This is a genomic window from Aliivibrio fischeri ATCC 7744 = JCM 18803 = DSM 507, from assembly GCF_023983475.1.
Classification (GTDB): domain Bacteria; phylum Pseudomonadota; class Gammaproteobacteria; order Enterobacterales; family Vibrionaceae; genus Aliivibrio; species Aliivibrio fischeri.
The window spans coordinates 843,216-865,123 of the sequence record NZ_CP092712.1 but is presented as its reverse complement, the minus strand read 5'-3'; the positions used below and the strand labels follow the sequence as shown (position 1 = coordinate 865,123).

Annotated in this window: 19 protein-coding genes; 10 read left to right on the top strand and 9 right to left on the bottom strand. The window is 38.1% G+C overall.

What is annotated here, in order from left to right; genetic code table 11:
* Nucleotides 1-19: 19 nt before the first annotated feature.
* From clpX to htpG, 6 genes are all read right to left on the bottom strand, one after another.
* Nucleotides 20-1,306 carry an ATP-dependent protease ATP-binding subunit ClpX gene (clpX, locus tag AVFI_RS04160; protein ID WP_005418253.1) on the bottom strand — a complete coding sequence of 429 codons (1,287 nt, stop codon included), beginning with the start codon at nucleotides 1,304-1,306 and terminating at the stop codon, nucleotides 20-22.
* Nucleotides 1,307-1,392: 86 nt separating this feature from the next.
* The gene (gene clpP, locus AVFI_RS04155) at nucleotides 1,393-2,016 is read right to left on the bottom strand and encodes an ATP-dependent Clp endopeptidase proteolytic subunit ClpP (protein WP_005418252.1); all 624 of its coding nucleotides are present in this window, start codon (nucleotides 2,014-2,016) and stop codon (nucleotides 1,393-1,395) included.
* 105 nt (nucleotides 2,017-2,121) lie between these two features.
* A complete protein-coding gene (tig, locus tag AVFI_RS04150) occupies nucleotides 2,122-3,420 on the bottom strand; it encodes a trigger factor (RefSeq protein ID WP_012533616.1) in 1,299 nt (432 codons plus the stop codon).
* Between the two features lie 341 nt (nucleotides 3,421-3,761).
* The gene (gene hemH / locus AVFI_RS04145; protein WP_054776119.1) at nucleotides 3,762-4,730 is read right to left on the bottom strand and encodes a ferrochelatase; all 969 of its coding nucleotides are present in this window, start codon (nucleotides 4,728-4,730) and stop codon (nucleotides 3,762-3,764) included.
* A gap of 85 nt (nucleotides 4,731-4,815) precedes the next feature.
* The gene (gene adk, locus AVFI_RS04140) at nucleotides 4,816-5,460 is read right to left on the bottom strand and encodes an adenylate kinase (RefSeq protein WP_054776120.1); all 645 of its coding nucleotides are present in this window, start codon (nucleotides 5,458-5,460) and stop codon (nucleotides 4,816-4,818) included.
* A 261-nt stretch (nucleotides 5,461-5,721) separates the two neighbouring features.
* Nucleotides 5,722-7,617 carry a molecular chaperone HtpG gene (gene htpG, locus AVFI_RS04135; protein WP_012534252.1) on the bottom strand — a complete coding sequence of 632 codons (1,896 nt, stop codon included), beginning with the start codon at nucleotides 7,615-7,617 and terminating at the stop codon, nucleotides 5,722-5,724.
* Nucleotides 7,618-7,847: 230 nt separating this feature from the next.
* Here htpG and AVFI_RS04130 point away from each other — a divergent pair, with 230 nt between their 5' ends.
* On the top strand, nucleotides 7,848-8,729 hold the full coding sequence (locus AVFI_RS04130; RefSeq protein WP_012534065.1) for a winged helix-turn-helix domain-containing protein: 882 nt from the start codon (nucleotides 7,848-7,850) through the stop codon (nucleotides 8,727-8,729).
* Nucleotides 8,720-9,265 carry a regulatory protein ToxS gene (locus tag AVFI_RS04125; protein ID WP_012533028.1) on the top strand — a complete coding sequence of 182 codons (546 nt, stop codon included), beginning with the start codon at nucleotides 8,720-8,722 and terminating at the stop codon, nucleotides 9,263-9,265. Before AVFI_RS04130 ends, AVFI_RS04125 begins: the two co-directional genes overlap by 10 nt.
* 68 nt (nucleotides 9,266-9,333) lie before the next feature.
* Here the strand turns inward: AVFI_RS04125 and yfcE are convergent, their stop codons facing one another.
* Nucleotides 9,334-9,882: a phosphodiesterase gene (gene yfcE / locus AVFI_RS04120; protein WP_065596172.1), complete on the bottom strand. Its 549-nt coding sequence runs from the start codon at nucleotides 9,880-9,882 to the stop codon at nucleotides 9,334-9,336.
* Nucleotides 9,883-10,009: 127 nt separating this feature from the next.
* On the opposite strand from yfcE, the gene AVFI_RS04115 reads away from it, so the two are divergent.
* The 6 genes from AVFI_RS04115 to AVFI_RS04090 all read left to right on the top strand — a co-directional run bounded on the left by AVFI_RS04115 (nucleotide 10,010) and on the right by AVFI_RS04090 (nucleotide 16,783).
* On the top strand, nucleotides 10,010-10,915 hold the full coding sequence (locus AVFI_RS04115; protein ID WP_188863858.1) for a TIGR01777 family oxidoreductase: 906 nt from the start codon (nucleotides 10,010-10,012) through the stop codon (nucleotides 10,913-10,915).
* A gap of 390 nt (nucleotides 10,916-11,305) precedes the next feature.
* Nucleotides 11,306-12,493, top strand: a complete 1,188-nt coding sequence (proV, locus tag AVFI_RS04110; RefSeq protein ID WP_188863859.1) for a glycine betaine/L-proline ABC transporter ATP-binding protein ProV — start codon at nucleotides 11,306-11,308, stop codon at nucleotides 12,491-12,493.
* Between the two features lie 3 nt (nucleotides 12,494-12,496).
* Nucleotides 12,497-13,579, top strand: coding sequence for a glycine betaine/L-proline ABC transporter permease ProW (gene proW / locus AVFI_RS04105; RefSeq protein ID WP_054776121.1), 1,083 nt, complete (start codon nucleotides 12,497-12,499; stop codon nucleotides 13,577-13,579).
* A 2-nt stretch (nucleotides 13,580-13,581) separates the two neighbouring features.
* Nucleotides 13,582-14,589: a glycine betaine/L-proline ABC transporter substrate-binding protein ProX gene (gene proX / locus AVFI_RS04100; protein WP_012532956.1), complete on the top strand. Its 1,008-nt coding sequence runs from the start codon at nucleotides 13,582-13,584 to the stop codon at nucleotides 14,587-14,589.
* A gap of 183 nt (nucleotides 14,590-14,772) precedes the next feature.
* The gene (locus tag AVFI_RS04095; protein WP_069581154.1) at nucleotides 14,773-15,600 is read left to right on the top strand and encodes an SDR family oxidoreductase; all 828 of its coding nucleotides are present in this window, start codon (nucleotides 14,773-14,775) and stop codon (nucleotides 15,598-15,600) included.
* A gap of 328 nt (nucleotides 15,601-15,928) precedes the next feature.
* Complete coding sequence (locus AVFI_RS04090) at nucleotides 15,929-16,783, top strand: thioredoxin family protein (RefSeq protein ID WP_012533772.1); 855 nt, start codon at nucleotides 15,929-15,931, stop codon at nucleotides 16,781-16,783.
* A 35-nt stretch (nucleotides 16,784-16,818) separates the two neighbouring features.
* Here the strand turns inward: AVFI_RS04090 and cueR are convergent, their stop codons facing one another.
* Nucleotides 16,819-17,220 (bottom strand): Cu(I)-responsive transcriptional regulator, encoded by a 402-nt coding sequence (gene cueR / locus AVFI_RS04085; RefSeq protein WP_005418236.1) that lies wholly within the window; start codon nucleotides 17,218-17,220, stop codon nucleotides 16,819-16,821.
* A gap of 85 nt (nucleotides 17,221-17,305) precedes the next feature.
* Here cueR and AVFI_RS04080 point away from each other — a divergent pair, with 85 nt between their 5' ends.
* On the top strand, nucleotides 17,306-19,987 hold the full coding sequence (locus AVFI_RS04080; protein WP_188863860.1) for a heavy metal translocating P-type ATPase: 2,682 nt from the start codon (nucleotides 17,306-17,308) through the stop codon (nucleotides 19,985-19,987).
* Nucleotides 19,988-20,090: 103 nt separating this feature from the next.
* A complete protein-coding gene (locus AVFI_RS04075; protein WP_054776122.1) occupies nucleotides 20,091-20,528 on the top strand; it encodes a DUF411 domain-containing protein in 438 nt (145 codons plus the stop codon).
* A 62-nt stretch (nucleotides 20,529-20,590) separates the two neighbouring features.
* Here AVFI_RS04075 and AVFI_RS04070 read toward each other — a convergent pair.
* Nucleotides 20,591-21,762 (bottom strand): IS3 family transposase gene (locus tag AVFI_RS04070; protein ID WP_139073841.1). Its coding sequence is split into 2 segments (ribosomal slippage): nucleotides 20,591-21,492 and nucleotides 21,492-21,762, totalling 1,173 coding nucleotides; the frame shifts between segments, so codons are not numbered across the junction.
* Nucleotides 21,763-21,908: the final 146 nt, after the last annotated feature.

Here is a 21,908-nt window from a genome sequence, read left to right as displayed (position 1 = left end):
CAACTAACTTGTCTTTTTGCTATTCAGCAGAAATTGCTTTTGTTTCTGTGTTTTCAAAAATTAATAGTGGTTCTGATTCACCATTAATCACAGACTCATCGATTACTACTTTAGAAACGCCTTCTTTTGAAGGTAATTCATACATAGTCTCAAGTAATACCGCTTCTAGAATTGAGCGAAGTCCACGAGCACCTGTTTTACGATCCATTGCTTTTTTAGCAATTGCTTTTAAAGCATCTTCACGGAATTCAAGCTCTGCACCTTCTAAATCAAATAATGCACCATATTGTTTAGTTAATGCATTTTTAGGTTGACTTAAAATCTGAACTAACGCTTCTTCATCTAATTCAGTCAGCGTTGTTGTTACAGGCAAACGGCCAATAAATTCTGGAATTAAACCAAACTTAACTAAATCTTCTGGTTCAATTTGCTTGAACAAATCACCGATTGTTGCTTCGTTTTCTTTAGAACGAACATCAGCACCAAAACCAATGCCTGTACCTGTTGCAACACGTTGCTCAATTACTTTATCTAAGCCAGCAAAAGCACCACCACAAATAAATAGAATCTTAGATGTATCTACTTGTAGGAATTCTTGCTGTGGATGCTTACGACCACCTTGAGGTGGAACTGAAGCAATTGTGCCTTCAATCAATTTCAATAGCGCTTGCTGAACACCTTCACCAGATACATCACGTGTAATTGATGGGTTTTCAGACTTACGAGAAATCTTGTCAATTTCATCGATATATACAATGCCACGCTCTGCTTTAGCAGGATCGTAATCGCATTTTTGTAATAGCTTTTGAATGATGTTTTCAACATCTTCACCAACATAACCCGCTTCAGTTAATGTGGTTGCATCCGCCATAGTAAACGGTACATCCAAGAAACGAGCTAGAGTCTCAGCAAGTAATGTTTTACCACTACCCGTTGGGCCAATCAGAAGGATATTACTTTTACCAAGCTCTACCCCATCTTTTGTTGTATCGCCATTACGCAAACGCTTGTAGTGGTTGTATACAGCAACAGCCAGTACTTTCTTCGCATGTTCTTGACCAATTACATAGTCATCTAAATGCTCACGAATATTACGTGGTGTTGGTAACTCTTCACTACTCTCTTTAGGAGACAGAGTATTATCTTTTAGCTCTTCGCGAATAATGTCGTTACATAAATCAACGCACTCATCACAAACATAAACAGATGGGCCTGCAATTAGTTTACGAACTTCATGCTGGCTTTTTCCGCAAAAAGAGCAATATAGTAACTTTCCACTATTTTCGTCTTTACGCTTGTCTGTCATTTGCTAACCTCTTAAACGTTGCCTTTATGCTGTAAGTTTATACTAACTTACCTTCTTTGCTGTAAACGTTACTGCTTTTTTATGAATTAGTCACGCTTATTTAACACAGCATCTACAAGACCGTATTTCACAGCATCATCTGCTGACATGAAATTATCACGATCTGTATCTTGTTCAATCACTTCCAAAGGCTGACCTGTGTGCTCTGCAAGCAACGTATTCAATTTCTTCTTAATCGTTAAGATTTCTTGAGCATGAATTTGAATATCAGACGCTTGACCTTGGAAACCACCTAGTGGTTGGTGAATCATCACACGTGAATTTGGTAATACATAACGCTTACCAGGAGCACCACCTGCAAGTAAGAAGGCACCCATAGAACATGCTTGACCCATACATACTGTACTCACGTTTGGCTTGATGAACTGCATTGTGTCGTAAATAGACATACCCGCAGTAACAGAGCCGCCTGGAGAGTTAATGTATAGGAAGATATCCTTATCAGGGTTCTCAGACTCAAGGAAAAGCAACTGTGCTACAACTAGGTTAGCCATGTGATCTTCAACTTGACCTGTTAAAAAGATAACTCGCTCTTTTAACAGACGGGAATAAATATCATACGAACGCTCACCACGTGAAGTTTGCTCAACAACCATAGGAACAAGTGCATCCATAATAGAAGGCATTGCATTGTTTTCTTGATAGCTCATAACCGTATCCCTTATAAAATAAATGGTCCGAATGACGCTTCATTCGGACCATTATTAGCAGATCTTGTGAAACTAAGTCAACTAACTACTTAATTAATTTAGAAATTAAGCAGGTTGTTGATTCATTAGTTCGTTAAAGCCAAATGCTTTTTCAGAAACTTGTGCTTTAGCTAGGATAGCTTCAACAGCTTGTTCTTCTAGAGCAACATTACGCATGTTGTTCATCATTTGCTCGTTGCCTTCGTAGTAAGCAACAACTTCTGTTGGATCTTCGTATGCAGAAGCCATTTCGTTGATAAGTGCTTTTACTTTCTCATCATCAGCTTTTAGCTCTTCAGACTTGATAACTTCACCAAGAAGAAGACCAACAACTACGCGACGTTTAGCTTGTTCTTCAAATAGTTCACGTGGAAGCTCAGGAGCTGTGTCAGCGTTGCCACCGAAACGTTGAACTGCTTGTTGACGTAAAACTTGAACTTCTTGATCGATTAGAGCAGAAGGTACGTCAATGTTGTTTTGCTCAACTAGACCGTTGATTGCTTGTTCTTTGATCTTGTTCTTAACAGCTTGAGCTAGTTCACGCTCCATGTTCTTACGAACTTCAGCTTTAAGACCTTCAACGCCACCTTCAGCGCCGAACTTAGCAACGAACTCGTCGTTTAGTTCAGGAAGCTCACGAGCTTCAACTTTAACTACTTTAATAGCGAACTGTGCAGCTTTACCTTTTAGGTTTTCTGCGTGGTATTCTTCTGGGAAGTTAACGTCGATAGTTAGTTCGTCACCAGCTTTCTTACCTTTGATGCCATCTTCAAAACCAGGGATCATACGACCTTGGCCCATTTCTAGAGGGAAGTTTTCAGCTTTACCGCCTTCAAACTCTTCACCGTCGATAGAACCAACAAAGTTGATTGTAGCGCGAGTACCGTCTTCAGCAGCGATATCAGCATCAGCCCAAGTAGATTGTTGCTTACGTAGAGTTTCTAGCATTTCTGCTACGTCTTCATCTTTAACTTCAACTTGTGGTTTTTCAACAACAACTTTGTCTAGACCTTGAAGAGCTACTTCTGGGTAAACTTCAAAAGAAGCAGAGAAAACTAGATCTTTACCTTCTGCGAATTCAACAGGTGTAAATGTTGGAGCGCCAGCTGGGTTGATTTTCTCTTTTACGATAGCTTCGATGAAGTGACGTTGCATAACTTCACCCATCACATCATTGCGTACCGCTTGACCATACATTTTCGCAACCATCTTCATTGGCACTTTACCTTTACGGAAGCCATCGAAGCGACGATTTTTAGCGATATTACGAAGCTCAGCAGATACTGCATCTTCAATGTTTGCTGCTGGAACAGTGATAGTTAGAACGCGCTCTAGGCCTTCTTTAGTTTCAACGGTAACTTGCATGTTTATATAAACCTCAAAATCGACTCAGGTTCTCTGAGTTTGCGACAAAACAAAACGTGTCGCATCCTTGTGTTACGGGACTATAAAGATAGACCGCAACCCCTATGATTCGTGATACCTCAGGGTACCTTCCTTTTATTTACTTTTATATCAAAAGCAAATACGTATTTTAGCAATCAAAATACGTCATTTAGCCAAGTGGCAAAATAAGACGCGATATTGTAGCGATCTGACGTTTCTATGTCGAGGCTCACTACACTTGTTGATAATCTTTAATGAGAAATTGGGGAATAAGTAGTACTTTTCAACCCTTATTAACGATTTTTTTCTTAAAATAACCGTTATTTATTAAAAATGTTGCTACTAACAATATCCGCCATCATTTCAATGTGTAACTCATCATCATTTAAACACGGAATAAAGGTGTATTTTTGACCACCAGACTCCATGAAAATCTCTTTACACTCTTCAGAAAGCTCTTCTAATGTTTCCAAACAATCAGACGAAAAAGCAGGACTGATAATGTCTAATGATTTAATTCCTTTTGGCGCAAGCACTTTTAATGTTTCAGAAGTATAAGGTTGTAACCACTCTTCACGTCCGAAACGAGATTGGTAACTCATACCAATTTGTTCAGAAGTTAACCCTAGCTCTTGTGCTAATAATTCGGTTGTTCTTTCACAATGCGCTGCATAAATATCGCCATTATCAACAAAACGTTGTGGAATACCGTGGTATGAGCAAAGAACATAATCCCCCTTTCCATTCCTTTCCCACGACTGACGCACGGAGTTTGCAAGTGCTTTAATGTACAAAGGGTGATCATGGTAATTATGAATCATGGTGAAATTGGGTAGTACAGGTGTCGTTTTGTATTGTTTTGCAATTTGGTCAAAAACAGCTGCAGTTGTAGTACGAGAGTATTGCGGATACAAAGGTAAAATAATTATCTCATCACAGCCTTGTTGTTCTAATGACTCAATACCAGATTTAATTCTTGGTTCACCATAAGTCATTCCTAAAGCTACAGGCATCGAAAGGCGTGTTTCTAATGCTTTTACCTGTCGCTGTGAATACACTAATAATGGTGAGCCGTCTTCCATCCAAACGCTTTCATACAACTTAGCCACTTTTGGGGCGCGTATAGGAAGAATGACACCATGAAGCAATGGGCACCATATGAATCGATTCATATCCACCACTCGCTTATCATGTAAAAATTCTGATAAAAATTGTTTTACCGCAGCAGCTGTTGGCGCTGTTGGTGTTCCAAGATTAACCAGCAACACCCCTGTCTTTTTATTATTCACTGTCAATTACCTATTTATTTTCCATAAAAAAAGCGACCTATAAAAGGCCGCTTCAATATAGCAATAAATTACTGACTACGTAAGATTACGCTAGTGCTTTTTCGATTTCAGCACTTACTTCAGCAACTAATTTAGTACCATCAAATTTAAGGTACTTAGTATTACCTGCTTCAGCTTCTTTGTTGTAGTAAGCGATAAGCGGTGCAGTTTGCTCATGGTAGATACCTAAACGAGCAAGTACTGTCTCAGGCTTATCATCTTCACGGATAACAAGAGGCTCGCCAGTTTCGTCATCTTTACCTTCTTCTTTTGGTGGGTTGTACACTACGTGGTAAGTACGACCAGAAGGAAGGTGAGCACAACGACCAGACATACGCTCAACGATTACTTCGTCAGCAACGTCAAACTCAAGAACGTAATCGATAGATACACCGTTCTCTTTTAGGCCATCAGCTTGAGGAATTGTACGAGGGAAACCATCTAGTAGGAAACCTTTAGCGCAATCTTCTTGAGCAATACGCTCTTTAACAAGACCAAGGATGATCTCATCAGATACAAGTTGACCAGCATCAATTACAGATTTTGCTTGTTTACCAAGCTCAGTACCTGCCTTGATTGCAGCACGTAGCATGTCACCTGTAGAGATTTGTGGAATACCATATTTATCCATGATGAACTGAGCTTGAGTACCTTTACCCGCACCTGGTGCACCTAAAAGGATGATACGCATTGTTTTCCCCTTAAAAAATAATCTTGGAATTTATACCAAACCTTACAAATAAAAGTTACCTAACCTATATTTATAAACTTAGGTATAAGTTTTATTTCTAAAAAATAAGTCGTGAAGATACACGTAACTGTGAAAGCTATCAAGTTTGCAATTAAAAAAGCAAAAACTGACTCTTAAATTGTGTGTATTTTCACCATAAAAGACAATGAGACCTTAGTGTTATCTTTACTAAGGTCTCACTTTATTTAGCACAAATAATCGTTATTTTGCTAGCAGTTGATTCATTGCGCTTAAGAACTGCGACGGATCTTCTAAAGAGCCTCGTTCTGCAAGCATCGCTTGACCAAGTAACATCTCAACCCAACGACCAAATGCTTCTTCATCTGCTTCATCTGCCATTTGTTTTACTAAAGCATGGTCAGGGTTAATTTCAAAAATGTACTTCACTTCTGGTGCTGCTTGACCTGCAGCTTCCAACAGTTTTGCCATTTGAGTACCCATTTCAAAGTCATCAGTAACAACAACCGCTGGTGTCGTTGCTAATTTGAACGTAGTACGAACTTCTTTAACTCGATCGCCTAAATATGACTTTGTACGCTCAACAACTGACTTGAACTCTTCTTCAGTTTCTTTGTGTTTTTCTTTTTCCGCTTCATCTTCAAACTTGCTTAAATCTAAGCCCGCTTTTGTGATTGATTGGAATTGCTTACCGTCAAATTCGGTTAAGTAGCTCATTAGCCACTCATCGATACGGTCATACATCAGAACAACTTCAATACCTTTTGCTTTAAATTGTTCTAGGTGTGGACTGTTTTTCGCAGCAGCATAACTATCAGCAGTTAGATAGAAGATCTTATCTTGTTCTTCTTTCATGCGCTCAACATAGCCAGCAAGACCTAGAGCTTGCTCTGAACTGTCTTTTTCTGTCGTTGCAAAGCGTAGTAACCCAGCAATTTTTTCTTTATTAGCGAAATCTTCAGCTAAGCCTTCTTTTAAAACTTGGCCAAATTGCTTCCAGAAAGTCAGGTACTTTTCATCGTCTTTTTTCGCCATTTTCTCAAGCATACCCAGTACACGTTTTGTACATGCACTACGTAATGATTGAGTTACTTTATTATCTTGAAGAATCTCACGCGATACGTTTAAAGGTAAATCATTTGAGTCAATTAACCCTTTAACAAAACGTAAGTACGTTGGCATAAATTGCTCAGCATCGTCCATAATAAAGACACGTTGAACATATAACTTTAGACCACTTTTATGATCACGGTTCATCATATCAAATGGTGCTTTTGCCGGAATATATAGAAGGCTCGTGTAGTCATTTTTACCTTCTACTTTGTTGTGACTCCAAGTTAATGGATCAGCAAAATCATGAGAAACATGCTTATAGAACTCTTGGTATTCAGCATCTTCAATATCTGATTTACTACGAGTCCAAAGTGCTTGAGCTTTATTTACTTGTTCCCATTTACCTTCTTTATCTTTTCCTTCTTCGTCTTTTTCAACAGTCCAGATAGAGACAGGGATACCGATGTGATCAGAGTATTTACCAATCACTTCTTTTAAACGCCACTCATTTAGAAATTCTTTACCTTCTTCACGCATATGAAGAATGATATCTGTACCGCGACTTTCTTTTGTAATGTCTTCAATGGTGTAATCACCTTCACCCTCTGAGTGCCATTGAACACCTTGATCTTTTTCAGAACCTGCAGCACGCGTACGAACCGTAACCGCATCAGCGACAATAAATGCAGAGTAAAAACCTACACCAAATTGACCGATAAGTTGAGAGTCTTTACTTTGGTCTTCAGATAATTTAGAGAAAAAATCAGCCGTTCCCGATTTTGCAATCGTACCTAAATGCTCAATCACATCTTCACGGCTCATACCAATACCATTATCTGAGATGGTTAATGTATTTGCAGCCTCGTTAAAAGATAATTTAACACCAAGGTCGGCATTACCTTCATATAAATCGCCATTTGATAGCGCTTTAAAACGTAGCTTATCTGATGCATCAGAAGCATTTGAGATTAGTTCACGCAAAAAGATCTCTTTATTTGAATATAAAGAGTGAATCATTAAATGAAGTAACTGTTTTACTTCTGATTGAAATCCACGTGTTTCTTTATTAGCAGTTTGCTCACTCATCTAAAAACTCCAATATATAAGAGGTAACATTATTTACACTTACATATTGAAATAGGGTCATAAAACAGCAATTCAAGGTAAAGATATGTAAAACAGGCAGATTTTTTGCTGTTTTTTTGCTTTTTTTATAGAACAAAAATGATTAATGATAAATTTTGACATAATATAGACATTCTAAAAGTGATACTCTTTATCATATCTAAGAACTGCCACTACTGAGTTAATAACCGATGAATACAGAAAATAACAAAATTATTATTGGCGACCGGTTTCTCTTCGATCCAAACGACAATAGTCTTATTGATACACTAAATGATGATGAGATTATTCGCTTGGGTGGTAATGAAAGTCGAGTTTTAAGCCTGCTGATTCAAGAACCAGGGAAGGTTGTTAGCCGTCACGAACTACATGAGTATGTTTGGAGAGATCAAGGCTTTGAAGTTGATGATTCAAGTTTAACTCAAGCTATCTCTACATTAAGGAAGATGCTCCAAGACCCAACCAAGTTGCCTGTTTATGTAAAAACAGTGCCAAAACGTGGTTATCAATTTATTTCAACAGCTGTTGCTCAAGTCGATCCAGACCAGAAAATAGAAGCTGAAACTGAACACAATGTAGAGAATACTCCGTTAAACGATTCTCTAAATAACACTTCAGTACATCAAGATGATGCTCAAGAAGCACAAACTGTGGCACCACAACAAAACGCAACAATACATCAGCCATCTACGGCTAATTCAGCACCACAGGCACATCTATCTCTTTTAGGTACAATAATGCTTATTATTGCATTTGTTTTGCCTATTCTTGCTTATGTTAATCATACGCCAAAATCAGATGCCTTTGTCCAAGTTGCTAATTATGATAATACGCCTGTTTTTGTTCCGGTTAACCACCCTAGCATCGAGCAGTGGAAACCTCTTATTGAACAATGTACAAATTTTTATAATTCAAAGCACACTGATTCATTAAAACCAATTGAAGTTATTGCCACTAGCGGTCAACCAAATCAAATTACATTAAATTATATACATAGCGAAGAGCACAGTGATCAAAGCATCAGTGTACGCTTGCTAATTGATCAAAAAGGGGTGGATAAGGTATGTGGATAAACAAAGAGCAGTTACCTCTATTCAAACGTTTATTACCCTTAATCCTGCTAACTATCTCAGTAATAGGTAGTGCATGGTTTTATTGGAAAAGCGACAGTAAAGTAGAGCAGCTATTAATATCTAAAGAATGGCAAAGTATGAGCACAGTTCGAATAGACACTGACTATGAGGATATGGGCCCACTTAAACGTGCTGATATTAAATCTAACGTGGTTTATTTACCAAATAAGACCTATTCAAAGTCATCTACATTAACGATTTACAGTGGGTTAACTGATGAAATTCATCCACTAACAATCAATGTAATGGAGACTGGTAATTGGGATTACAGCGGTGATTATTTACTTATTGACCCTACTGAATTTAAAGATGTTACTGCCAGTGACAATAAAAACTTTTCAGGTTCTCAGAAAAAGCTGATTATGCGAGTTTTCAGAATGGATGCTCAACAAAGTAAGCGTGTTGATGTGGTTAATGATAAAACATTATTGCTAACGAGCTTAAATTACGGCTCTGGCATTCTATTCTCACATTAACGATGATCTCAAATTAATAAAAAAGAAGCGATTATTACGCTTCTTTTTTTATATCTAAAATATAATTATTAAATATCAATCGAGTGCAAAGTATTACCTTCAAAATCACATACACTTAGCGTCTGTCCATCAAGTAACCCATAACTTGCTTTTTCCCCTTCAATACGTGGGAAAGTTGTAGAACCTGGATTAAAAATAATTTGATCTCCAACCCACTCTGCAACCGTAATATGCGTATGACCATGAGCGATAATATCGCCTTTTTTCAATGGTGGTCGCTTATCAGCATTATAAATATGGCCATGAGTTAAAAATAATTTTTGACCCGTTGGTAATAGCACAATGTGATAATCAGACATGATAGGAAATGAAAGCAGCATCTGATCAACTTCACTGTCACAATTCCCTCTTACTGCAATGATAGAATCTGCATATTGATTTAATAATTCGGCAACCGCAAGTGGGTTGTGACCTTCAGGTAATGGGTTTCGTGGACCAAAATTAATTAAATCCCCAAGTAAAATCAGGTGATCTGCTTTTGAAGCTAGAAACGTATCAATAACACGCTGGGTTGCAGGTAAAGATCCATGCAGATCCGAAGCAAAAAATAGTTTCACGAAAGGTCCTTAAATATAGATATAATGCGAACACAAAGTATAAAGGAAATGTAAGCAAAGTTGCCAATCATTGAAGTCAATTTATACTTAGTTAGACAGATAACGAAAATATCTTGCAGGAGACGAGATGAAAATACTCATAACAGGTAGTACAGGATTAATAGGAAAGCAATTACTTGACCACCTAAAAGGGCATCATTTAATCCTTCTTACTCGAAATATAAAAAAAGCCCAACTTTCTTTAAACCACCTTGCTTTACCACATGTAGAGTTTGTTTCTGACCTGTCATCTTTTTCAAACTTCAATGATATTGATATTATTATCAATCTGGCTGGAGAGCCCATTGCCGATAAAAAATGGACAAAAAAACAAAAGAAAAAAATCATTCAAAGTCGATGTGAACTAACTCAACAGCTTTCTGAGCTTTGTCTTGCCTCTTCAACTCCACCTAGTTGTTTTATTTCTGGATCAGCTATCGGCTATTACGGCAGTCATGATAATAAAAACATAGACGAAAGCATGCAGGTATCCCTACCCGATTTTACTCATCAAGTATGTCAAGAATGGGAAAGCAAGGCACTCCGAGCCCAAAACGACAATACTCGAGTTTGCATACTGCGTACTGGCATTGTGTTATCGCAATCTGGTGGAGCACTAGGAAAAATGTTACTCCCATACAAACTCGGTTTAGGTGGACCAATCGGTAACGGTAAACAATATATGTCATGGATACATATTGATGATATGGTTTCTGCTATCTTACACCTAGTTTTTGAAGAGCAAAGCCATGGTATTTATAACATCACGGCTCCTCACCCTGTAACCAACCGCATATTTAGCCAAGCCTTAGCAGGAACACTGCAACGCCCACATTTTTTATTCACTCCCAAATTATTAATCAAAACAATTTTAGGTGAATCCGCAGTATTACTTTTAGATAGCCAACGTATAAGACCAAAACGTTTAGTTAATGAAGGATTCAAATTTCGCTACTCACGGATAGAATCGGCATTAAAACAACTTCTACAATAACCTCGCTCCTCCGACTCTAAAGTATCATTCACTTCGAATAGACAATGTCATTGTTTATCGAAGTGAAGATAGAACTGATTATTAGCACATAGATCCCCCTCTATTAAAATTTAGTTCGTACTCAAATCAATTATCAAAATACCTCTGTTAACTTCATTTGTTTTCAATCTCCCCCCCAAGATTCAACGTGTTATTAAATGAATGCTCTCACTTATCGCCAAGACTTTAAATTATATAAAATCAACTACTTACAAACACCAAAGTCGCATCCATGCGACTTGTTTATCAAAAAAATAAATTTTGTAAATTATTTTACAATATAGCAACTCTTGATTATCAATCGCATTTTACTTATAGTACTAAGCAATTTTTTGATAAAGGATCTAAAACATGAATCCCATACTGGAAGTTAAGGGACTGTACAAAGTATTTGGAGAAGACACTGAACGTGCATTTTCAATGATTGATAAAGGCGCAAATAAAGATCAAGTGTTTGAGAAAACGGGATTAACGATTGGAGTTAATGATGTTTCTCTTAGTATTCAAGAAGGTGAAATTTTCGTAATAATGGGACTTTCTGGTTCTGGAAAATCCACATTAGTTCGTCTTCTCAATCGTCTGATCGAACCAACAAAAGGTAATGTGTTTCTCAAAGGAAAAGACATCGCCCACATTTCAGAAGAAGAACTTCGTCAAGTTCGCCGCAACAACATCTCCATGGTTTTTCAAAACTTCGCTCTAATGCCACACATGACAGTCATAGAAAATGCAGCTTTTGGTTTAGAACTCGCAGGAGTTGATACGGAAAAAAGAAAAGCAAATGCACTAGAAGCGCTAGATAGAGTTGGACTTGGTGCCTATTCTGAATCTTATCCTGATGAACTATCTGGTGGTATGAAACAACGAGTTGGTCTTGCTAGAGCATTAGCTTGTGATCCAGATATTTTATTAATGGATGAAGCATTTTCTGCTCTTGACCCTTTAATCAGAACTGAAATGCAAGACGAGCTCATTCGCTTACAAAATGACGATAAACGCACGATAGTTTTTATCTCTCATGATCTTGATGAAGCGATGAGGATCGGCGATCGCATTGCTATTATGCAAAATGGTGAAGTCGTTCAAGTAGGCACTCCAGATGATATCCTTAATAATCCAGCCAATGACTATGTTGAAGCATTTTTCAGAGGTGTAAATGTTGCTAGCGTTTTAACGGCTAAAGATATTGCACGAAAAAAGCCTGCCGCTGTTTTTAAAAAATCAGAACATGATGGCCCAGCTTCAGCTCTTCAAATCTTAATTGATAATGATCGCGAATATGGGATTATTGTCGATAAAAGTAACCACTACTCTGGCATAGTCTCTGTCGACTCTCTTCGTGAAGCTCATAATGACCATAATTCATTAATAAGTGCTCAATTGGCAAATGGCGTCACTCTTACACCTGAACAACCAATTAATGATATTTTAGGTATTGTTGCTGACGTTCCTTATTCCGTTCCTGTCGTTGACAAAAACGGTAATTACTTTGGTGTTGTGACTAAATCACGACTTCTACAAACGTTAGATAAGGGATAAGTCATGTCAGCAAATCAAACAACAAATGATCCATGGTCACAAAATGAAACTCAATCAAACGATCCTTGGGGTCAAGCAAGCGAATCAGCATCTTCAAACGATTGGTTAACAACAGAAGCAGTCGACACTAAATCTTTTGATATTCTAAACCCATTTGAAGAAGCGGTTCTTCCTGTAGATACATGGGTTGAATCTGGATTAAATTGGTTGGTGGAGCATGGTCGCCCCCTATTTCAAGCAATACGTGTTCCTATCGACTTTATTTTAAGCTCTTTTGAAACCGCTCTTGTATCAACACCTGCGCCATTCATGTTGCTTATTTTATTTTTACTTGCGTGGCAATTTTCAAATCTAAAGCTTGGAGTATCCACTGCAATTTCACTGTTATTTATAGGGCTTATCGGTGCTTGGTCACAAGCGATGACAACCCTTGCTCTGGTTATGACCTCTGTGTTTTTCTGTTTACTTATCGGACTCCCTATGGGGATCTGGTTAGCAAGGAGTCGCACTGCAGCCAAATTTATTAGACCTATCTTAGATGCAATGCAAACCACCCCTGCATTCGTTTATTTAGTTCCAATCGTTATGCTATTTGGTATTGGTAATGTTCCAGGTGTAGTCGTAACCATCATTTTTGCTCTACCTCCGGTTGTTCGTTTAACCATACTCGGTATTCAGCAAGTACCTACCGACCTTATTGAAGCTGGACACTCTTTTGGTGCGAATAAAAAACAGATGCTTTATCGAATCCAATTACCTCTAGCGCTGCCAACTATCATGGCTGGTGTAAACCAAACCCTAATGTTATCTCTGTCTATGGTTGTTATCGCATCTATGATTGCTGTAGGTGGTTTAGGTCAAATGGTATTACGAGGTATTGGACGATTGGATATGGGGCTGGCTGCCGTTGGTGGTCTAGGTATTGTTATCCTTGCCATTTTACTCGATAGAATCACTCAAGTATTAGGTGTAAACGCAGGCAATACCAAATTACGTTGGTATCAAATGGGACCTGTCGCCATCTTATTAAAAATATTTGCTCAAAAAAAAGAACCAAAACAAGAACTGAAACTTAAGGAGAAATAAGAATGATTAATTCATGGAAGAAAGCACTAACAGCCAGTATCGTTTCGACATTAGCTTTATCTACTAATGTTTGGGCTGAAAAGCTTCCAGGAGAAGGAGTTAGCGTTCAAGCTCTTCAATCAACAGTTGCTGAAGAAACATTTCAAACCTCGATTGTAAATCGTGCTCTTGAAGAACTTGGTTATGATGTACAACCAACAAAAGAAGTGGATTACAACGTTGCTTACACATCAATTGCTAAAGGCGATGCAACATTTCTTGCTGTTGGATGGTTCCCTCTTCATGCCGATAAATACACAATGTCTGGTGGAGATGACAAATTCTACCGTCAAGGCCAATACGTAAGTGGCGCAGCTCAAGGTTACTTAATTGATAAAAAAACAGCAGAGAAATATGGCATCACTAATATTGGTCAATTAAAAGATCCAAAGATAGCTAAATTATTTGATGCTGATGGTGATGGCAAAGCAGATCTTACTGGTTGTAACCCTGGTTGGGGTTGTGAAATGGTAATCGAACACCAAATTGAGACTTATCAACTTGAAGATACTGTCACACATAACCAAGGTAACTACGCAGCAATTATTGCTGATACGATTTCACGTTATAAAAATGGCGAGCCAATTCTCTACTATACGTGGACACCTTACTGGGTAAGTGGTGTTCTAGTACCAAATAAAGACGTTGTTTGGTTAGAAGTACCTTTCTCTGCATTACCAGGGGAACGTAAAAATGTAGATACCACATTATCAAATGGCAAAAACTACGGTTTTGAAATGAACTCTATGCGCATTATTGCGAATAAAGAATTTGCGGCACAAAACCCAGCAGCTGCAAGGTTATTTGAAATAATTAAGCTAAACATCAACGATGTGAGTGCGCAAAACATGATGATGAGTAAAGGTAAAAACAGCACTGCTGATATTGAATCTCACGTCAATGGTTGGATAAAAGCAAACCGTAATTTATTTGACTCTTGGATAAATGAAGCGAAAAAAGCAGCGATGTAATCCTTCGTCATACTCCAAAAAAAGCCAATAGTATTATTGGCTTTTTTATTTTATACGCAAAATCTCACACTCAAATTATCAATTCTATAACCCCTACTTTATACTGTTTTCTATTGTACTTATGTCAACGAAAATAAGGTCTATATACTTATTTGGTTTGCTAATAAACATTTATAGGGATTTATGAAGCGTTCTATATTTATAACTGGCTGCTCTACAGGTATCGGATATACCGCAGCTCACCAATTACAGCAACACGGCTTTGATGTTATCGCCTCATGTAGAAAAGAAGAAGATGTTATTCGACTTCAGAAGGAAGGACTCACTTGCTTACAACTCGATTATAATGACCCTAAGAGCGTTAGTGATGCAGTGCAAAAAATAAAAACACTAACTGATGGAAAATTATACGCTTTATTTAATAATGGGGCTTATGGACAGGCAGGCGCACTCGAAGATCTACCTCGTGATGCCTTAAAAGAACAGTTCGAAGCTAATTTCTTTGGTTGGCATCAGTTAGTAACAGAATTACTCCCTATTATGAGAGAACAAAATCAAGGACGTATCATTCAAAACAGCTCTGTTTTAGGCATTGTTGCCATGAAATACCGTGGAGCTTATAACGCATCAAAATTTGCTATTGAAGGTTGGACAGATACGTTACGTCTAGAACTATCAGATACAAACATTAAAGTCTGCTTAATTGAACCTGGGCCAATAGAAACCGAATTTCGCTCTAACGCATTGAAAGCATTTAATAAATGGATAGATGTAGAAAATAGCCCTCATAAGGAAAAATACCTTATTCAGCAACAAAGACTCGAAAAAGAAAAGTCAGGTAGTGCGTTTGTTTTACCATCAACCGCCGTAATTTCCCCATTACTACACGCCTTAAATTCCACAAAACCAAAAGTAAGGTATCGGGTTACCTTTCCAACCTATTTATTTGCATTTCTTAAACGTATTTTACCAACAAAAATCCTCGATAAGATCTTAAATAAGAGTGATTAATGTAACTTTATACCGCCACCACTGTGTAATTTTTAATAAATACGAGAAAAAGATAAAAATGTAATATTAGTGTCATAAAGCAATCGTATATTTAATACTATCTGGTCGATTAGTGTTTTCGAGGGAAGTATGACACTAGGAAAAATTAACTGGATCTGTGTGAGTGTAGCGGTTGCGGTATTCATACTGATCTAATAGTAACCTTTGCTTGCAAACAAAAAGCCACAATATATTAATATCGTGGCTTTCTTGTTTTTTGTCTCCTTGAAAATAGCCCACTAACGCCATATATCTACTAAAAGAGATAATTCTGATTTTAGGACAAGATATGCAAGCAGAACATAGCGTTGAATTGAACGAACAAAATTTCCAGCAAATTATAGAAAGCTCAGTGCAAACCCCTGTGTTGATTCACTTCTGGGCGCCAATGAGCCAAGAAAGCCTTTCTGTAATACCTGCACTTCAACAGCTTGCCCAACAATACGGTGATGCTGTTACCCTTGCCCTACTTAATTGCCAAGAACAACAAGGCCTTGCTCAACAATTTGGTGTGCAAACATTACCTACTATTGCTTTATTTAAAAATGGTCAAGCCGTAGATGGTATGGGTGGTCCTCAAACAATTGAAGCCATCCAAGATATGTTAAGCAAACACTTACCTAGTCAAGAAGAGCTTCAATTAGGTCAAGCGTTTAAATTAGTTGAAGAGGGTGAATACCAAGCGGCACTTCCTATGTTGCTTGCTTTATTAGATCATTTTGGTGGCAATGGGCAGATCAAGCTTCATATCGCTCAATGCTATATTGAAACACAAGCTTATGAGCAAGCTGAAAGCGTCTTGTCTGAAATTTTAATGCAAGATCAAGATAGTAAATATAAAGAATTAGTTGCTAAGCTTGAACTGCATAAGCAAGCAGGTAATACACCTGAAATCCAAGCATTAGAAGAAAAACACAACGCAGATCCAACTAATACAGAAGTCGCATTAGAGCTTGCTATTCAATACAGTCAAGTGAATCGCCAAGAAGAGGCGTTAGAGATTTTAATGGCGATATTAGTTAACGATCTTAATGCTCAAGATGGCCAAGTAAAAAAAGTGATGATGGATATTTTATCAGCTCTAGGTCAAGGTAACCCTATCGCTGGTAAATTCCGTCGCCAACTCTATTCTCTACTTTATTAAAGTAAGCATATAACCTGTCATTATTTAACCTGTTGTTATTTATTCTCATGACAACAGGTTAATCCTTTAATGATTGGACAGTCATTACTATCATCACCAGGACATGTATCAGCTAGATCTAATAACGTTTTCTTCATCCTTTCTAGCTCTTCTATCTTAGTTTCTATTTCTGAAACCTTTTCTAGTGTTTTTTGTTTTACATCCGCACTTCGTCTATTTGGATTATTCGATAAATTTAACAGCTCTTGACATTCATCTAAGTTAAATCCAACTAACCTTGAGCGACGGATAAGTAACAACTCATCCACTTGATGTTGTGTATATTGACGATACCCATTTGCGCCACGACTCGCCTCTTTTATTATCCCTTTACTTTCATAAAAACGAATTGCTTTTGCTGTTAATCCAGTTAATTTCGCTACTTCACTTATGTTCATACAACTCTCTTTACTTTTCTTCTTGACCTTCCATTAACTGTAAGGTTTATGATGCCTAATATCAAGATAGGTTATCGAGGTTATTATGAGTCAAGAATTCAATCTGCCTTTAGCGGGATTAAATTGTGGTCGTTGTATTGCAAAAATAGAAAAAGCATTTGCAGACAATCCGCATGTACAGCAATACTCGGTAACTAAAACGGATACAAAGCTAACCACCAGTCTCTCTTATCAAGAGGTGGTTAAATTAATCACAGAGCTGGGATACTCCGTCCCTAAAGCACAAGATGTCACTCTTTATTTATCTGGATTAAATTGTGATAAGTGCGTCAATAAAACCAAAGAAGCGTTAAGTGATTTATCGCATTCCAGTATTACGTCTATTTCAACAACACTATTGAAATTAGAAACCACTCACTCGCAACAACACATTATCGACCTCATTGAGTCTATTGGCTTTCACGCAAGTTCCGTATCACCTGCATCTGATAATCAAGAGGAACAAACGCCTCTATCTGATAGCTCAAAAACAGACAATATCAACCATTCATCAGAAAAAACGACACAATTAATATTGTCTGGAATGACGTGTGCGAGCTGCGTATCTTCTGTTGAAAAAATCATTGCACAAAATAAAAACGTACACTCAGTGACGGTTAATCTTGCTGAACGCACCGCGCTCGTTCATGGCGATATCGATGTACCAACATTAATCAAAAGCATTGAAGATGGCGGTTATGGAGCAGAGCTAAGCGTCAGTGAAGAGCAGCGTAGAAAGCGACAAAAAGAGCAATTTCTAAAAACAACCGCGGAGCATAAAAGAAATACAATCCTATCACTAAGCATCGGCGCTCCGCTTATGTTATGGGGTGTTTTCGGTGGCAATATGCAAATATCAAATACTTACGACCAACTTGCTTGGGGAGTTATTGGGATTATTTGTTTAGGATTATTACTGACGGCTGGTAGACACTTTTTTGTCAACGCATGGAAGGCCTTTACTCACCATAGAGCGACAATGGATACCTTAGTTGCATTAGGCACAGGCTCTGCTTGGCTATATTCCATGGCACTAGTTCTTTTTCCTGAATTCTTCCCAGAACAAGCTCGTCATGTGTATTTTGAAGCAACAGCAATGATCTTAGGCTTAATTACACTGGGTAACCTCATTGAAACTAAAGCCAGAAATCGCACGTCAAATGCCATTGAAAAACTGATCAACTTACAACCACAAACGGCTACCGTTATTATTGATAGCCAAGAGGTTACCTTGCCTGTCGCTCAAGTTGTTGAAGGAATGGTAATTAAAATTAAACCCGGTGAAAAAATTCCCGTTGATGGCACTATCTTAAGTGGTGAGAGCTATCTTGATGAAGCCATGTTAACTGGAGAGCCAATACCGAGCTTAAAATCCTTAGGTAATGCCGTACATGCCGGTACCATCAATCAACAAGGAAGCTTTACCTTTAAAGCGACGAAAGTTGGTGAGCACACCATGCTCGCTCGTATTATTACCATGGTACGAAATGCACAGAGCAGTAAACCTAAATTAGCTAAATTGGCAGATAAAATATCATCAATCTTTGTTCCGAGCGTTATGATTATCGCTATTCTATCAGCACTTATTTGGTATAACTTTGGTCCAGAGCCAACATCAAGTTATATGTTAGTTGTCGCCACTACGGTTCTAATTATCGCTTGTCCTTGTGCCCTTGGATTAGCAACGCCTATGTCTGTGACAGTAGGAATTGGTAAAGCAGCTGAATTTGGTGCATTAATTAAAGATGCTGACGTACTTCAAACTGCAAGCACCATCGATACAGTTGTTGTTGATAAAACAGGAACATTAACGGAAGGAAAGCCAAGAGTAACTAAGGTAACCGTCTTCAATCAATTCGATGAAAAAGAAGTAATTTCACTCGCAGCAGCAGTCGAAGTTCATTCTGAGCATCCATTAGCTTTAGCTGTTGTGAATTATTTAAATGACAATCATTGGATACCTCTTACTAGTACAAATTTTACGGCTGAACTGGGCCTAGGCGCATCAGCTAAAGTAAATGGTAATGTCATCTTTATTGGTAACCGTCGCTACCTTGCTAAGAACAACATACCAAGTCCTGATATTTCAATTTCACCATCAGCAACACCTTTATATGTGGCTAATGAGCAAGAGTGTATCGGGGTTATTCAGGTTAGTGATGCCATTCGCTTAGATTCCAAAGCTGCCATCAAGCAATTTAACCAACTTGGTATTGATGTGGTCATGTTAACTGGCGATCGTAAAGAGACTGCTGAGCACGTAGCAAAAGAACTAGGGATCAATCAAATCATTGCTGGTGTATTACCTGATGGTAAAGCGCAAGCAATCCAAGAACTGCAAAAACAAGGCAAAAAAGTAGCCATGATAGGCGATGGTATTAATGATGCCCCAGCACTAGCACAAGCTGAAGTCGGTATTGCAATGGGCAATGGCAGCGATGTTGCAATTGAAAGTGCACATTTAACGTTAATGAATCACTCTTTATTAACTGCAGTCAATGCCATTACATTATCCAAAGCAACCATGAAAAATATGAAGCAAAATCTATTTGGTGCATTTATATACAATACCATTGGAATCCCTGTTGCGGCAGGCATTTTATTCCCATTTACTGGCATGCTTTTAAGCCCTGTGGTTGCTGGTGCTGCAATGGCTCTTTCATCTATAACAGTGGTAACTAATGCAAATAGGTTACGACTTTTTACTCCTCAATCTCAACAAAAGTAACAGGTGAAACTCATGATTAATATAGTTGGTATTTCTTTAATAGTCGCCATTGTTTATTGGTTCTGGCTTTCACCTAATTCAAAGTAAATAGTGGAATATCACCATGAAAAACGTAAAAAAAATAGCTTTCACTTCTCTTATGTTAATGAGCTCATCTGCATTTGCAGCAACCGAAGTTACTTCTTACAAATCCCCTTACTGCGGTTGTTGCACTGAATGGGAACAACACATGAAAGATAACGGTTATGACGTTACAACTGAAAAACATGAAGACATGAGTGCGATTAAGAAAAAACTAGGTGTTGATCCTCGTCTTACTTCTTGTCATACCGCAGTCATTAATGGTTATGTATTTGAAGGTCATATTCCTGCATCTGATATTAAAAAATTTCTTGCTGATCCTCGTGACTACAAAGGATTAGCCGTTCCAGGTATGCCAATGGGCTCTCCGGGGATGGAATATGGAGATAAAAAAGACAAATACCAAGTTGTGGCGTTTAAAGAAAATGGAAAATTAGCGTTATTTAATACGCATAATTAGGGACTAGGGACTAGGGACTAGGGACTAGGGTGATATGACCCCTTAAAAGTAGACACGGGGTTTTAGTTACTTAACTCAAAATCTATGGGACTCTTTCCTCCTAGAGTCCCATGCCTTCTTATCGGATTATAATAGCCATCGATATAAAGTCGACTTTGCATTGTCATCTCTTCTCTTGATAGTTGCCCTAAACAGCTTATCCATTCCTTTTTATACTGAGCAAAGAAACTCTCTGAACAAGCATTATCCCAACAGTTTCCTTTACGGGACATACTGATTGTTATTCCTCTCTTGTACAACCAACGCATCGTCATCTCTGACGTATACTGAACTCCTTGGTCTGAATGAAACATCAATTGACTACCATCAGGTCTACGTCTTTCCCAAGCCTTCTTTAAACTACGAACTACAAGCTCTGCGTTGTTAATCCTACTCGTCGACCAACTGATGACCTTTCTTGAGTAAAGGTCTAATACAACACATAAGTACTGCCAACCCTCACTACATCGGACCTGAGTAATGTCTGAAGTCCAAACCCTGTTTGGCTGTGATACTGAAAACTTTCGGTCCAGTAAATTAAAAGCTGGAAAGCCTAATTTCTGCTTAGGCGCACACCCATGCCTCTTCTTACTCGCTCTGGAACGATAACCAAGACTTTGAAGCAGACGTTGGATCCGTTTCTTATTACAAATAAAACCATAAGAGATAGCGGCTTCATAGAGTTTTCTATAGCCAGGGACACAGTGTTGACGTTCGCTTTCGTCTTTTAAAAAACACTTCAATTCAGCGTTATATCTATCGCGAAGCGTAGGCTCTCTATTTAACCACTTATAATACCCTGAAGTGGACACATCAAGATAGCGACAAAGTTTTACTACCGGCCTTACTGGGCTTGAGTACTTGGAAATAAACTCAAATCTTATTCTCTTCGTCTTTCGAAGTAGGCCGTCGCCTTTTTTAAGATATCGTTCTCCAACTCCGCATCTGCTAAGCGTTTTTTAAGTTCGACAACCTCACGCTCTAGTTCTTTTAGCGATTTTTCAGGGCCTTTATTAGGAATGGGCGCTACTGTGTGTTTTTTAGATGTCATCTGGCTTCTCCATTTTACCAATAGCTGAGGAGCGATCCCAATAGAGATCGCCACTGATTTTACTGTATCTGGAGAGTCTAATGACTGTTGAACTGCGTTTCTTTTGAACTCATTAGAAAACTTTCGTTGTGATTTGATTTTCATGTCACTCAATCCTCGTGATCGAGTGTCCACTTTATTGGGGTCAAATCAGGGACTAGGGAAATAATAAACGGTGTTGAGTGATATCAATGCCGTTTTTATATCAATCGCAGTAAATAAGAATAATACCAATAGTTACTTGAATGAAT

Bases quoted from the DNA above. Each gene is read 5' to 3' on its own strand.
- proX (WP_012532956.1), top strand. From the start codon at position 13,582: ATGATTAATTCATGGAAGAAAGCACTAACAGCCAGTATCGTTTCGACA.
- clpP (WP_005418252.1), bottom strand. From the start codon at position 2,016: ATGAGCTATCAAGAAAACAATGCAATGCCTTCTATTATGGATGCACTT.
- proV (WP_188863859.1), top strand. From the start codon at position 11,306: ATGAATCCCATACTGGAAGTTAAGGGACTGTACAAAGTATTTGGAGAA.
- AVFI_RS04090 (WP_012533772.1), top strand. From the start codon at position 15,929: ATGCAAGCAGAACATAGCGTTGAATTGAACGAACAAAATTTCCAGCAA.
- AVFI_RS04130 (WP_012534065.1), top strand. From the start codon at position 7,848: ATGAATACAGAAAATAACAAAATTATTATTGGCGACCGGTTTCTCTTC.
- AVFI_RS04075 (WP_054776122.1), top strand. From the start codon at position 20,091: ATGAAAAACGTAAAAAAAATAGCTTTCACTTCTCTTATGTTAATGAGC.
- htpG (WP_012534252.1), bottom strand. From the start codon at position 7,617: ATGAGTGAGCAAACTGCTAATAAAGAAACACGTGGATTTCAATCAGAA.
- AVFI_RS04095 (WP_069581154.1), top strand. From the start codon at position 14,773: ATGAAGCGTTCTATATTTATAACTGGCTGCTCTACAGGTATCGGATAT.
- AVFI_RS04125 (WP_012533028.1), top strand. From the start codon at position 8,720: ATGTGGATAAACAAAGAGCAGTTACCTCTATTCAAACGTTTATTACCC.
- adk (WP_054776120.1), bottom strand. From the start codon at position 5,460: ATGCGTATCATCCTTTTAGGTGCACCAGGTGCGGGTAAAGGTACTCAA.
- AVFI_RS04080 (WP_188863860.1), top strand. From the start codon at position 17,306: ATGAGTCAAGAATTCAATCTGCCTTTAGCGGGATTAAATTGTGGTCGT.
- tig (WP_012533616.1), bottom strand. From the start codon at position 3,420: ATGCAAGTTACCGTTGAAACTAAAGAAGGCCTAGAGCGCGTTCTAACT.
- proW (WP_054776121.1), top strand. From the start codon at position 12,497: ATGTCAGCAAATCAAACAACAAATGATCCATGGTCACAAAATGAAACT.
- cueR (WP_005418236.1), bottom strand. From the start codon at position 17,220: ATGAACATAAGTGAAGTAGCGAAATTAACTGGATTAACAGCAAAAGCA.
- clpX (WP_005418253.1), bottom strand. From the start codon at position 1,306: ATGACAGACAAGCGTAAAGACGAAAATAGTGGAAAGTTACTATATTGC.
- AVFI_RS04115 (WP_188863858.1), top strand. From the start codon at position 10,010: ATGAAAATACTCATAACAGGTAGTACAGGATTAATAGGAAAGCAATTA.